The organism is Bartonella vinsonii subsp. vinsonii, from assembly GCF_902825235.1.
Lineage (GTDB): Bacteria > Pseudomonadota > Alphaproteobacteria > Rhizobiales > Rhizobiaceae > Bartonella > Bartonella vinsonii.
In genome coordinates, this window is record NZ_CADEAJ010000001.1 from 430,208 (window position 1) to 443,923 (window position 13,716).

General features: G+C 39.8%; 15 protein-coding genes. 3 read left to right on the forward strand and 12 right to left on the reverse strand.

The genetic code is table 11. From position 1 onward, the window contains the following. Positions 1-3 precede the first annotated feature (3 nt). From sdhD to J7R12_RS01775, 3 genes are read left to right on the forward strand one after another with little or no spacing between them, the layout of a single operon-like run. Positions 4-390: a succinate dehydrogenase, hydrophobic membrane anchor protein gene (gene sdhD / locus J7R12_RS01765; RefSeq protein WP_126601979.1), complete on the forward strand. Its 387-nt coding sequence runs from the start codon at positions 4-6 to the stop codon at positions 388-390. Between the two features lie 4 nt (positions 391-394). Next, entirely contained in the window at positions 395-2,239 is a 1,845-nt protein-coding gene (gene sdhA, locus J7R12_RS01770) for a succinate dehydrogenase flavoprotein subunit (protein WP_126601978.1), read from the forward strand. Positions 2,240-2,253: 14 nt separating this feature from the next. After that, positions 2,254-3,033, forward strand: a complete 780-nt coding sequence (locus J7R12_RS01775; RefSeq protein WP_126601976.1) for a succinate dehydrogenase iron-sulfur subunit — start codon at positions 2,254-2,256, stop codon at positions 3,031-3,033. A gap of 746 nt (positions 3,034-3,779) precedes the next feature. On the opposite strand, the gene virB11 is transcribed toward J7R12_RS01775, so the two are convergent. From virB11 to trwL (J7R12_RS01835), 12 genes are all read right to left on the reverse strand, one after another. Next, positions 3,780-4,844 (reverse strand): P-type DNA transfer ATPase VirB11, encoded by a 1,065-nt coding sequence (gene virB11, locus J7R12_RS01780; protein ID WP_197721514.1) that lies wholly within the window; start codon positions 4,842-4,844, stop codon positions 3,780-3,782. After that, positions 4,816-5,976, reverse strand: a complete 1,161-nt coding sequence (gene virB10, locus J7R12_RS01785) for a type IV secretion system protein VirB10 (protein ID WP_126603995.1) — start codon at positions 5,974-5,976, stop codon at positions 4,816-4,818. Before virB10 ends, virB11 begins: the two co-directional genes overlap by 29 nt. Continuing rightward, the gene (virB9, locus tag J7R12_RS01790; RefSeq protein WP_126601972.1) at positions 5,976-6,782 is read right to left on the reverse strand and encodes a P-type conjugative transfer protein VirB9; all 807 of its coding nucleotides are present in this window, start codon (positions 6,780-6,782) and stop codon (positions 5,976-5,978) included. Before virB9 ends, virB10 begins: the two co-directional genes overlap by 1 nt. Positions 6,783-6,795: 13 nt before the next feature. After that, on the reverse strand, positions 6,796-7,494 hold the full coding sequence (locus J7R12_RS01795; protein WP_126601970.1) for a virB8 family protein: 699 nt from the start codon (positions 7,492-7,494) through the stop codon (positions 6,796-6,798). Further along, complete coding sequence (locus tag J7R12_RS01800; protein WP_126601968.1) at positions 7,491-7,634, reverse strand: TrwH protein; 144 nt, start codon at positions 7,632-7,634, stop codon at positions 7,491-7,493. The genes J7R12_RS01795 and J7R12_RS01800 overlap by 4 nt, the downstream gene beginning before the upstream one ends. A 183-nt stretch (positions 7,635-7,817) precedes the next feature. Continuing rightward, positions 7,818-8,702, reverse strand: coding sequence for a type IV secretion system protein (locus J7R12_RS01805; protein ID WP_126601966.1), 885 nt, complete (start codon positions 8,700-8,702; stop codon positions 7,818-7,820). A 234-nt stretch (positions 8,703-8,936) separates the two neighbouring features. After that, positions 8,937-9,710 (reverse strand): type IV secretion system protein, encoded by a 774-nt coding sequence (locus J7R12_RS01810; protein WP_126601964.1) that lies wholly within the window; start codon positions 9,708-9,710, stop codon positions 8,937-8,939. Next, positions 9,707-12,178: a VirB4 family type IV secretion/conjugal transfer ATPase gene (locus J7R12_RS01815; protein ID WP_126601962.1), complete on the reverse strand. Its 2,472-nt coding sequence runs from the start codon at positions 12,176-12,178 to the stop codon at positions 9,707-9,709. Before J7R12_RS01815 ends, J7R12_RS01810 begins: the two co-directional genes overlap by 4 nt. A gap of 2 nt (positions 12,179-12,180) precedes the next feature. Beyond that, positions 12,181-12,489, reverse strand: a complete 309-nt coding sequence (locus J7R12_RS01820) for a type IV secretion system protein VirB3 (protein ID WP_126601960.1) — start codon at positions 12,487-12,489, stop codon at positions 12,181-12,183. 14 nt (positions 12,490-12,503) lie between these two features. Further along, positions 12,504-12,815, reverse strand: a complete 312-nt coding sequence (locus J7R12_RS01825; RefSeq protein WP_126601958.1) for a conjugal transfer protein — start codon at positions 12,813-12,815, stop codon at positions 12,504-12,506. Positions 12,816-12,958: 143 nt separating this feature from the next. Further along, entirely contained in the window at positions 12,959-13,270 is a 312-nt protein-coding gene (trwL, locus tag J7R12_RS01830; RefSeq protein WP_126601956.1) for a VirB2 family type IV secretion system major pilin TrwL, read from the reverse strand. 126 nt (positions 13,271-13,396) lie between these two features. Then, positions 13,397-13,714 (reverse strand): VirB2 family type IV secretion system major pilin TrwL, encoded by a 318-nt coding sequence (gene trwL / locus J7R12_RS01835; RefSeq protein WP_126601954.1) that lies wholly within the window; start codon positions 13,712-13,714, stop codon positions 13,397-13,399. Between the last annotated feature and the right edge of the window lie 2 nt (positions 13,715-13,716).

Below are 13,716 nucleotides of genomic sequence, written 5' to 3' on the forward strand. Positions count from 1 at the left end.
GCTATGAAAAAAGATTTTCGAACAGAACTTGCAAAAGTACGCGGACGTGGAAGTGCGCATGAAGGAACAGAGCATTTTTGGTTACAGCGTTTGACAGGTTTTATCAATCTACCGCTTTTGATCTTTTTTATTGTTCTTATTCTCTCACTTGTTGGAAAGGACTATAGCATTGTGCATGCACGGCTTTCACATCCGGTTGTGGCTGTTTTAATGGGGCTGCTAACTTTTTCAGTTCTTTATCATATGAAACTTGGAATGCAGGTGGTTATTGAAGATTATATTCCACGTGAAGGTTTCCGGATATTCTTTTTGGCATTAAATGTTTTGTTTTGTTTTGTTTGTGGGGGTGTCATCATTTTTGCTCTTTTGAAAATTGCATTAGGGGGTTGAACATATGGTGCGTACAGAATTATCTCTGGGTGCTAAAGCAGGCAACGCCCCGTATCACTTTGTAGATCATAAATTTGATGTTGTTGTTGTGGGGGCTGGTGGTGCTGGTTTGCGCGCTACGCTTGGTATGGCAGAGCAAGGATTAAAAACAGCCTGTATCACAAAGGTTTTTCCAACCAGATCGCACACGGTGGCAGCACAGGGGGGTATTGCAGCCTCACTTTCCAATATGGGGCCTGACAATTGGCAATGGCATTTGTACGATACGGTCAAAGGGTCTGATTGGTTGGGTGATACCGATGCAATGGAATATTTGGTGCGTAACGCTCCTGCTGCTGTGTACGAATTAGAACATTATGGGGTGCCTTTTTCGCGGACACAAGAAGGTAAAATTTATCAACGTCCTTTTGGAGGGCATACTACACAGTTTGGTGAAGGTCCTCCTGTCCAGCGTACTTGTGCCGCAGCTGATCGTACGGGGCATGCAATTTTGCATACACTTTATGGACAGAGCTTAAAACATAATGCGCAGTTTTTTATTGAATATTTTGCGCTTGATTTGATTATGACGGATGGTGTGTGTACCGGTGTTGTGGCGTGGAATCTCGATGATGGTACAATACACCGTTTTTCAGCAAAGATGGTTGTTCTCGCGACTGGTGGCTATGGACGGGCTTATTTTTCAGCAACATCAGCGCATACTTGTACCGGTGATGGGGGGGGAATGATTGCGCGTGCGGGGTTGCCGCTTCAGGATATGGAGTTCGTTCAATTTCATCCTACAGGTATTTATGGTTCCGGCTGCTTAATCACAGAAGGAGCGCGTGGTGAAGGCGGCTATTTGGTCAATTCTGAAGGTGAGCGCTTTATGGAGCGATATGCGCCTTCTTTTAAGGATTTGGCTTCACGTGATCTCGTTTCACGCTGTATCACGCTTGAAATTCGTGAAGGGCGCGGTGTTGGTCCAAAGAAAGATCATATCCATTTGGTTCTTAACCATATTGATCCTGCTATATTGCATGAGCGATTACCGGGGATTTCTGAATCAGCACGGATTTTTGCTGGTGTTGATGTGACAAAGGAACCTATCCCCATTCTCCCAACAGTCCATTACAATATGGGCGGGATTCCTACCAATTATTATGGAGAAGTTCTCAATCCTACAGCCGATTCGCCTGATCGTGTTCAACCAGGTTTAATGGCGGTGGGGGAGGCTGGGTGTGCCTCTGTCCATGGTGCTAATCGCTTGGGTTCAAATTCATTGATTGATCTTGTTGTGTTTGGACGTGCGGCGGCAATTCGTGCTGGTGAAGTCATTGATCGTGATGCAGAAATTCCCCCTCTTAATGAAAAAGCCGTTGACGAAATTATGGCGCGTTTTGATCGTTTGCGTTTTGCCAAAGGGGGAATACCAACCGCTGTCTTGCGTGAGAAAATGCAACGGACTATGCAAGAAGATGCTGCGGTGTTCCGTACGGCGGATTCTTTGCAACAAGGGTGTCAACGGATAAGCCAAATCTGGGGTGAACTTTCTGATCTAAAAGTGACAGATCGCTCCTTGATATGGAATTCTGATTTGGTTGAAACATTAGAGCTTGAAAATCTGATGGCCAATGCAATTACGACTGTCTATTCCGCAGAAGCGCGTTTAGAAAGCCGAGGCGCCCATGCGCGTGAAGATTATCCAGAACGTGACGACAAAAATTGGCGTAAACATACACTTTCACATTTATCAAAAGATGGAAAAGTCATTTTAGGCTATCGGCCTGTTCATGTTGATCCGTTAACATCTGAAGCCGATGGCGGTATTGATTTAAAGCGTATCGCACCTAAAAAGCGTGTTTATTAAGGGGAGAATGAATTATGGTACAAATTAAGCTTCCCAAAAATTCTCAAGTAAAACCGGGAAAGGTTTGGCCTAAGCCTGAAGGTGCTACGCGATTGACAGAATTTCATGTTTATCGTTGGTCACCTGATGATGAAGAAAATCCTCATCTGGATACCTATTATGTAGATCGTTCAGCTTGCGGACCGATGATTCTCGATGGACTGTTGTTTATCAAAAATCATATTGATCCAACTTTGACACTGCGCCGGTCGTGTCGTGAAGGAATTTGTGGTTCATGTGCCATGAATATTGATGGGACCAATACCTTGGCTTGTACCAAAGGGATGGATGATGTAAAGCACCCCATTAAGGTCTATCCTTTGCCTTCTATGCCCGTTGTTAAAGATTTGGTTCCTGATTTGAAGCGCTTTTATGCGCAGCACCGTGTGATTGAACCTTGGTTGCAGACTGTTTCACCAGAACCTGCAAAAGAATGGTTACAAAGTCACTCTGATCGCCAAAAAATAGACGGTCTTTATGAGTGTATTTTGTGTGCATGTTGTCAAACATCTTGTCCAAGTTATTGGTGGAACGGTGATCGTTATTTGGGCCCAGCTATTTTACTCCAAGCTTATCGTTGGATTGTTGATTCACGTGATGAAATGTGTGGTGAGCGTCTTGATAATTTAGAAGACCCTTTCCGGCTTTATCGCTGTCATACGATTATGAATTGTACGCAAACTTGTCCAAAGGGATTAAATCCAGCTAAAGCAATTGCTGAGATTAAAAAACTCATGGTTGAACGTCGCCTTTAAAAACTTACCAGTTAATAAGAGTCATGTGAGAAAAGAGAAGCTGTGTATGTTTTTTGGAATGATACACAAGATTTAGTTTATAACATTGGTTTTGTATGAAAATTGAAAAAACACTTATCATTTTTTAAAAAGGAGTCTTTATTTCTTCAAGAAAAAAGAGATACCTCATTGAAAAAATGCATCTTGAATGTGCATAAAAGCTGTAACCGATTGGTATCTTAGACGATTTCAAAAGTCATAGAAATTATACCTAATTTTTATGGATTTTCATGGGCGCTATTTGTACATTCTTTCATGTTTATCCATGAAAAATAGATTTTTACGGTAGTTACGGTTTTTGCTTTATCTTTTAATTTTTTTGTTGCTTGCGGACAAGTACAAGCAATTTGTTTGAGTAACAAAAAATACCTTGTTTCTTTCTAACATGAAAGAGGGAACTCTATAGCAACTGTGAAGGGCATGATTAAGTACTATTTGTTGTTTGTATTCTTCAAGACCATGTTTCTCAAAAATAAATGAAAAAAATTATTAAAAGAAATAAAATTGTGTGCACTAAAAACCTTGTGCGTGATTTTGCTCTTTCATTGCAGAGATAGTCATTAATTGCTCCTTTGCTGTAAAAGCCTGAAAGGTTCAACAGAGTAGCAGCAGAGGTAGGGAATGTTTTAAAAAGATCAAATAAAAAGCCGCAACAAGTTGTTGCGGCTGTTGTTGTCTTATGTGCTCCCTCTTAGAGAAAAGCCTAATCACACTATCTTTGATTTAGAAAAAATCGGATCATAAAAGACTTCAGAGAGCTTTCTATCCTTGAAAAATAATACCACATCCACTGTAGTGTAAAGCACTATCTTTATCATTTCTATATCAAGTTGACGTCCAATCTCTGATCTTTTGATCAATGTTGCACACCGTTCAAATGTTTGCAAAGCATTGTTGGCATGCGTTGTTGTAATTGATCCAGGATGCCCAGTATTCAATGAATTAAGATACTCCCATGCTTCATTGCCACGCAGTTCAGCAAGAAAAATACGATCAGGCGATTGACGCATACAGGCATCAAGACATTCCTCTGCTGAAACACGTCCCACTCCATCACCATAAAGCATATGCACATGATTAGGATGGTTGGGAAGAAAAAGCTCATGGACATCTTCAATCGTAATAATGCGTTCTTCTACAGGCACCTTTTCAATTAAAGAACGGGCAAATGTTGTTTTACCTGATCCTGTTTTGCCGGCGATAATAATGTTCCGTTTGTTTAGAACGCATTTTTCTAAAAATTCAAGAACTTTACCTTCACGCTTTAATTGCAAGAGTTGCACTTCAAACGGCTCTAGCCGTGTGAAATCCTGTTTTGAGAGTAAGTCATTTGCTTCCTTCTCTGAAGGTTTATTAAAGCTTACATCGGTAAAATTACTAAATGTTCCTTCACTGTTGAGTTCGTCTAGTGTTTTAACCGTGAGAGAATGTTTACGAATCATAAAAGAGAGTGAACCATCGATGACAGCTGGTGTTTGTATAATTGTACCCCGTTGTCCTCCAGGTAAATGTACATAATTAATGCTTCTGGGAGCCATACCGTTATAGACGATAATAGCTGTGATAAGCGTTTGCAAAAAAGCAGGTGTTAATTCCGGTACGCTATGTACTTGCCATCCCCCCAAGCTTTTTGTCCATATTTCACAGGGGCGACAGATTGATAATTCCGTAATTTTTGGATCTTCTAAGAAACGATCAAGTGGTTGCAGAAGTTGTGCAACTGCTTGATCTTTCTGTATCGGGTTAGCGTGTGACGAGGCTGTAGACATCACTGAAATCCAAATCACGAGCAACAAAAATACTCACTCTCTCCCCTTGGTTTTTGTAGAGTGTTGGTGGAATGTTAATGGAGTTTTGAAGAAGCTCGGTCACCACCGATTCAGCACCTCGCACATTTTGAGATTGTGACTTTTCCTTATTTCCTTGACCGATTTTTCCTTTTACCCACTCTCCTAAATCACCGATTATGCTCACCAGGATGGCCCCACCAAATCGTTGCCAAAAATGTGTATCAACCCAACCACCAATACCCGCTTCACCAAGTGGGCCTGTGCCAGGTGAGTCAAGATTGACGATAACACCAGAAGGTGTTTCAATACGTGACCATTGTACAAAAACACGCGTTTGTCCTTGTTGTATGCCGCTTTGGTAGAAACCAACGACCTTAGAACCACGATCTAGCAAAATAACACGACCACTCGTGGAATAAACGTCACGTGTTAAATGACATGTCGTCATTCCTGGTTGTGTTGTGATAATTCTTGTTTCTAATGTGCAGTCTATTTGCGTACCCTGTGTAATCAAGAGATCACGGTTACGAAGTTGAACTGCCTGTGATTGACCTAAACGTACAGGCTGAAGTTGGTCGAATAATACACCACTGTTTCTATCACTTTCAGATGTTTTATTTTTTGAATGTTCTGTCGAGCCTTCGCTACCACCACCATTGTTAAGACCTGAACTGAACATACGTTTGCGCGCTAATTCTTCAGAATCTTTGAGCAGATGTGGCGGAATGGTTGTTTGAAGAAGCTTTGCTAAGGTCGGTGGAATTTCAAGTGCTGAGTCCTCTGTTTGTATTGGTTTGTCTACCTCTTCTACAACTTTAGGCTCTTCTATGACTCGAGGAGTATAGCTAGGGATAATTTGTTGCACTGTTTGCTGTGGTTTTTCTTCCTCAACGTCTACGGCATTGCGCATTTTTAAAGCTTTCCAAGTCAGAGCAATTGGCACCGCCACTACGACAACGAGTCCTACCATTAATAAAGCACGTGCACCAGGAACTGTTGGACGGCGTTCTGTACCCAATTCAGAACTACCATAGGCACCTTCAATGTGTTTTTGTTCGATGTCGTCAAGTTTTCCGCCTTTGTTGTTCTCATCTCCTTTCTTATTGTTGAACATCATTTTCCTCCTTTATTGATGCGGTGAACCACCGAAGATATTGTTCCAGTTGTATTTGGTATACCATTGGGGTCATAGGCTTCATTGAAAATAGCCAAAGCACTTTTGCCAAGCCGTATGAGCCACTTGGGATTGACCTTATGAACAGCGATGATATCATTAGCACTACCTACAACAGTACGTGGTATAAGGCTTTCATTGCCTTCAGCATCCACTACGTAGATTGATGGCATATCCATGTTGGTAGGAAATTTAAAATAGGTAATACGTCCATTATCCCAAGCGTTTATTGGGGCAATATTTTGGTTGCCGCTCATGGTGTAGCTCAGATTATATCCGTTCACGACTTGGTGAAAACCACGTTCAATGGCAAGCTGTTGCTTGTTTTCCTCTAACTTTTGAGAATCGGTACTGGGATAATGGAAAGCTAATTCATAAGTAGCTCCAGCACGATCATTTCGAAATTGTAGTCGAAATTTATAACTTCGTTTGTCAGTAACAACGATAAGGTTTGTATTGGCGAGTTCTGCTTTGGGTTTAATAAAAATATGCCGCCCTTTATGGGCAAAGGCATAGGCATCCGAATCACCAAAAGCATGGGTGATATATTGTTCACCTTCTTCAAGGATAATATGTGTTGCTACACCAAGAACCGTTTCAATTTGCACCACATCAGCCACATTATATGTTACATAGCGTATGCGGTGATCATATTGTGAATTGGATGGAGTTTTGAGCGCCTGCACGGGTAGCGTATAAAGAAAAGAGAATGAGGAGAGTAAGACAACAAAGGCAAGTTTTTTCATAATAATCAATTCCTTAATTATTCAACAGTATTTCCGGGTCAGCGCGGTAACTTGTCACTTGGAAACCAAGGGGGTTAAGCAATCGATCAGATGATTTCATTGGTGCACCAACATAGGTGTAGCCAATTGTTGCGATCTGGTGTTGTTTAGGTCCAACGGCACCGGTAGCGTCGTGTTGTTGGGTTGTAAAGCGCACTGTTGCTTGTCCACGTCCATTCGGTTGGATTGATCGCACTTTCACTGTAATGCGCGCTTTGTTGGAAAGCACTTTGTCACGTGCATCTTCACCTTCATAGATCTTATAAAATTCCTGTTGAACAGTTGGTGCACTTAAAAGTGCTGCAGTGTCATAGTTTAGCTGAATGGTGTCGTAGTCATAAGTTTCACGGTTAAGGACATATTGATTGAGCCAATATCTGTCCACAACTTCGCCATAGCTGGTTTCATGCTCGCGCATCACAGAAATTACATCGACTGCACCCGTTGTGTTATCAACGCGTAGCACCAAAGGTGTTGGAGCTGGTTGGGAAAAGCCAACAACTCCACACATCATGCCGAACAATCCAAAAACTCCAACAACACCTGCCACACGCCACGCTGTTCTACGTGATTTTATAAATTCACTAATGAGGTCACGCTCTAAACCCCGGCTTTCTTCATAGTAACTGTTAAGTTGTTCGGCTTTTACTGGTTTAGCTTGCTTTTTTCTCATATTATTTCTCGCTGAATTTCGGCAGGGACTGTTTTATTCACAGGCACACGGTTCCAATTACTTGGCTTCTTTAGCTGTGGTGCCGATACACAAGCTGTTAAAAGGCTTGCAATCAAAATTATAAAAATGATGTTTTTCATTTTTAATCATCCCTCTTTTTTATCATAAGATAAATTGTGATATTTTTATCATTATTTCAATTTTGATTGAAAAAGTAAAGTGTATAGTTTGCAATCATTTCTCTTTTCTTAATTTCAGTTTTATGTATAGAAATACTCAACTGCAGCATAGATGTTTTCTATTTTGCAATTAAGGTATTTTGATTATTTAATTGTGCGGTTGTTACGTGCAGGTAGGCTTCCTGCTGCATTTAATCTCCAGAGATGTCCAAATGTAACGCCTTTTGCTAAAGCATTGGCAATGCTTGATAGTTTGAGCAACATTATGATGGAGATAATGGATAAGATGAGAACACCACCAAGTGTAAAACCGACATTCTGTTTTCCATCGAATTTCAGATCGGTCATATAATTTGCAAAGATATTCATCATGAGACTAAATACAGTGGCTAGGAGTACAATGAGAATTGTATAGCTCAAAATTTGAGATATCCATTGCTCAAAGAAGCGATAGGTTGGTTGCCAGAGCAAAGCAGTAATAAAGAGTGGTCCAAGTCCTACGAGGAGTATAAGTGCGATTTTTGCCATCAAAATAAAAGCGCCACCAATTGCAGCTAGGAAGCTTGTTGCAAGCAGAATAAGGATACCGAAGAGACCATATAGCAACCCATTAGTATCCAAGAAAGCAGATTCTTCGAAAGCTTCACTTGCACGTGTGAAGCCATTTTCAGCTACTTTATCAATCAAACTGATTAATTCATTGTTTTTTGGTGCATCTTTCATTAGTGCACTTAATAAATTATGCGGCATTTCTATTATCACATTGGCAATTTCTGACTGATAAAGTCCTACAGACAATGCCATTGAAGTAATAATACTGATCCGCAAGCAACGACTTAGGAATTCAGAGGCAGGCATATCTATTGCACCGCGAATAACGAGCCATCCATATACAATAAAAGCAATGGTGAGACCGATTGATACGAAAGGTGTAATTGTAGCAATTGCTTTTAAGGAAATATCTACGACATGTGTTTTTGTTGCTTGATCAATGTGTTTGAAAAGTTGCGTGAACATTTTGAAGTCCATGGCATTCCTCTTTAGCAAATTTTAGTTTTCCATTACTTTGAAATATGGGGGCATGTTGTATGTTTCATTTGCATTTACGCAATTCATTCCAGCATTCTTTATTGGATTGTGATGGGTTAAGTCTCTGTGTGTTTCTCCAAGATATTGAGAAAGTTCTCAACATGATATCTAATTTTCTGCCGAGAGAGAATGCCAAACAACGATGGTGTAGAATTCAGTCTTTTATACAAAAACTTATCTTATTTTAGGCATTTCTGTATTTCTACTGTTCAGAATTCTCATATTGCGTTTTTGCTTTTGTTGACTAATGAGTGCTTGTTCTGCATTGCGCGAATGTGCGACCATTTGTAGTTTTGCCGTTTCATTTTGGACCATAGCGAGCATGCCTTTTATGCGCGCCTGTAATTCTGCAATACCTTTTAGATCAGTTGTTACATTTATTTGTTCTATGAGTTCAGAGATTTGCTTAAAGCGATTTTCTGATTCTTGAAAAGTTCGTAAACTAACAGCTTTATCAACAATCGCTGCATATTGTTTCCGTCCTTCGATAGATTTGCGTGCCTCATCGATAGAATCAGGAATCTTTTCCTCTTTTATAATGTCACTGAGCGATTTGAATTTAGATACAAAAATATCATAATTATTTTCATTATAGATCCATTGTGGATCTTTAAGAAAAAAACTGGTGTGATCTGTTTTTATAGCTTCAAGTTGAGGAGTGCCTAATTTCCGATTTTCTGTTACGGACTTATGCGTTTCTTCTGTTTTCTTGAGCTGCTGCTTATTTATCTCAAGTTGCTGTTTTATTAATTCAATGAGGTTTACATAGTGCTGTGGTGGAGAAGGTTCTTTAGGAGCTGCCTTTTTAGGAGATGATCCCCAAGAAAAACTTGGCCACCCTGGAACTGTTGCACTTAAATCCGCCGCTCCTGCTCCCCACCAAGCTTTTGCTGCATTTGTTGTCCCTAAAACTGCTGTTATTGTCAGTAAAATGATTATTTTTTTCATGCCACCCTCCTATCAGTTTTTACATGTTGTAAAAAAACAGGTAACCATACTGCGGGATCATCTCCTACTTCAGCGATGATGTTTTCGGCTAACTCTGCATTGTCGGGTGTACCCGATAATACGAGAAGTTCGTCACTAAAGTCACGTTCAATGGCTTTTCCATCGATTGTTACGTGGAATTTGCCGAGATTGAGCTCTGCAAGTGCGGATTGGTCACCCTGTTTTATGAGAAACTGACGACTAAACTCACCGAGTCCTTTGATCAGTTCAAATTCAGCATCTGTAAGTTTAAAACCTTCTGTATAATCTTCATAATTTGCTTTAGGATTGGCTAGAAAAATATAAGTTGCGCACTGTTGAATGAGCGTTTTGGCGATATTGCTTTCTAGGGCATCACTGGGCTCTTGTGTAGCATAAACAAAAATACCATTTTGTTTACGGATAGTTTTTTGTTTGTTTTTTGCTAAATCCTCAAAGTATGGGTCTTGTAAAGGTTTCCAAAACTCATCGAAGATATACATAAACCGTTGGCCGCTAATCATTCCTTCTGTGCGGTAAAGCAAATACATCATCACCGGAGTACGAGTCTCTGGGTTGTCTAAGAATTCAGTAATATCAAAGCCGTAAATTTGATGTGTTGAGAGATCAAGAGCATCGTTCGGATTATCAAATAACCATCCATAATCACCACCTTCACACCACTTTACTAAGCGCGCGTGAACGGATGGCGATGCATTATAATCACTCAAATGCGGATTTGGTAAGAATTGCACGAGAAAAGACAAACGACGCAATGATCTATCAATGTTGCTACTCATAATAGATGTGACAGCTTGGTTAATTTCCTCTTCATCATGGTGCGTGACTTCACCACCAGCTTCAGCCAATTTTCTAACAAATTGTTTCAGAAAAATCAGATTTTCTTGTGTAGGTGGAAGTTGGAATGGGTTAAAACCACTCGGTTTGCCAGCTTTAAATGATAAATATCGTCCTCCCATTGCCCGAATAGCAATTTCCATGCCACGGTCTTTATCAAAGACAACGGTTGTTGGCTTGAATTTTTGCGCTTGTGCTAACAGAAATCCGAGAAGTACAGTTTTACCGGAACCAGATTGTCCGATCAGTGCGGTATTTCCAAGTAATCGCTTGTCAGTTGAATCCTCTTCAATTTTCGAGGCATGAAAATTAAAATAAAGTGGCGTTTTACTGGTTGTTTTAAGAATTGTGACCGCTGGTCCCCATGGATTTCCAGTTGGTTTACCTGACATAAAATTATGAAAGGATGAGAATGATAAAAAGTTCAGCGATGTAATTGGTGCAGGACGTGGTCGCCATTTCCAGTTTGCAGGAAGTTGTGCCCAATAACCAGCTTCTATAGCTAAATCTACAGGTTTGGGCAATACTGCAACGTCTAGCAACGCTGCGCTTGCTTTTGCCATATGGTCACGAACTTGTTGAATTGTATCACCGTAAAGTGTCAGTGTGCAATGATGCTCACCCATGACAAAATGTCCACTAATAAGCTGGTTGAGAGCTTCATCAATTTGTTCAATTTGACTGGTTGCCACATCACGTGCATCAATAAGATTACGTTGATGCCGCTGTAAATAATCCTTGGCAGCATGTCGTGAAAGCACCGAAAAACTCTGTGTCAATACAAATTCAAAATCACTTTCCAACAAAACATTCAGTTGGCCTGGTTTGGTTGTTGTGTCGTACTCTTTAATTTCCAGCATCCCAAATCGACGCACTCCACTGGTTGTACGCAGCTCACCAAGAGCACCCCATTTTGAAAAAAAGGGCCGGTTGATAGACATATAATCAGCAAAACGGTCATGACATATCGGCATAGGACGGTATTCGCCGTTGACAAGCATGCCAAGAAATTCGAGCGCAGAAGAATAAGCATGGCCATTTTTTTCATAAGCACCAAGAAGTTCTGCACCGTAACGTTTTAGTGATTGGCCTAAAGTATTGTTGATATCATTGAGAGCCTTTATACATGATTCCTGCCGCATCTTTTTTTGATCAAGCGTCTCGCGTTCATGCTGGGAAAAGAATGACATAATTTTATCAGCTATAGGTTGGTAAACGATAGTTAAATACAGGTCATTGACCATCAGATTATAACCAGTAAAACTTTGCTGGTATTTTTCATCAAGCTGATAGCAAAACATTTGATCAAATGTTGAATCAGGATATTCATAAACGCGCCGGCGTACGATATGAGTCCATAGTGATAAGTTAGCTGATGCAATACCGCGTAGGGTATTGTTTAGCTCTTTTGTCCATTGAAAAATATCTTCCTCTGAAGCGCTTTGATGCGAACGTCCATCAATTTTCCAGATCGATAAATATTCTGCGTTTTTGGTAGAAATGATCGTATCTGTAATATGATGTGAATAGGGTATGAACAGACTTACTGGTGTCTCTGATGCGAGGCGTTTGCTGTTTTCAACAGCCGTCATGCTTATCTCCTTTTGCGGTAATTAGAGGGACTGTAACTTGATGCGCCCCAAAAGCCTTTGTTGCGGTTGCGAAATTTGGTATCGATCCACAACCACCAGATACGAAATGCTTTATCATCGTTTTTGGTAATTTGCACCATAATGAACCATAATGGCGGTGCAATTACCCACAAAAAGATGTTTACTGTCATAGCAACAGTAGCAACACCTACAACCATAACGATAAGTGGCATCATAGGTACACCCCAAATTGTTGGAACACGGGTTGCTCCTTTAAATAAAGGAAATGCTTCATGTTTTTGTGGTTTCATGGGAAACTCTTCAGTTAGTGAATGTAAAACAAGAGAGCGCTAATATAAAATGCTGCGCCTGCGACGATAACACTGAACGACCATCGTATGAATGTGGCCCTTGAGATGATGCGAAACAGATAAATAAGCAATAGAAATAAAAAAATAACAGCACCAACAATGGGAATAATCATACTTAACCCATATTGCATACCTATAAAAATATCTATAGCTCTGGTTTTTGTTTGAGCATAGGCAGGTTGGATCATTAAGAATATAATTGATGTTATAATAAAAGTATTGATTTTTTTGCTAGTTTCTGCTTGAAAAATATTTGATTGTTTCATGCTTTTCACCCTCATCATGAATGAGTTTACTATAGATAATATTTCCTATTTCTGAGCATAAGAAACATTATTACAGATACATCTGAAACCAATTTACATAGTATTAAAAACATTTTATGCATTTCCTAGTTTCATATTTAGCTTCAATTAGGTGTAAATAACATTGTGGTAAGTTGAACTGCTGACCCAGCAATGATAACACCAACCGCCCACCGCACAAATGTATCCTTTTCGATATAGCGCCCTGCGTAACCTATAGCTAAGCATAAAAGTATAACAGCAGCGGCTATAGGGATGATGTTGTCAATAAGATCTTTTTTTAGTTTTTCTAAAGCATCTTTAGCATGTTTTAATTCTGCATATGCAGGATGAGACATAAGAAATGCGGTTACAGCTGCAGAAATTGCGATAATTCTACTGTTAATTTTTGATGGGGGATTATTAAATTGTTTCATATTTTACTCTAACGTTTTTATACTCTCGATATTGCTGAGATATTTATTGGTTTCTTTGCAACTCATGAAAAATCTTCGTTTTTGAAAAAAAGAAATACTTTGTATTCTACCACCTTACTAATAAGTTCATGATGGCTTTAATAGCATCGTGGCAATTTGGGTTGCTGAACCAGCGATGATAACGCCTATTGCCCATCGTACGAACGTATCTTTTTCGATGTAACGTCCTGCATAACCAATTGCTAAGCACAAAAGGATAACAGCAGCTGCAATAGGAATAATTTTACCAGTAAGTTCGCTTTGCAGCCCCTCTAAAGCTTTTTTGGCATTGCCTAAAGTTGCTTGTTGAGCATACAAAGGACTGCTTATAAAAAATATAGTTACAGCTGCAGCAATTGTGCTAGTTATATTATTTTTTGATTGGAAATTAATTAATCGTTTCATAT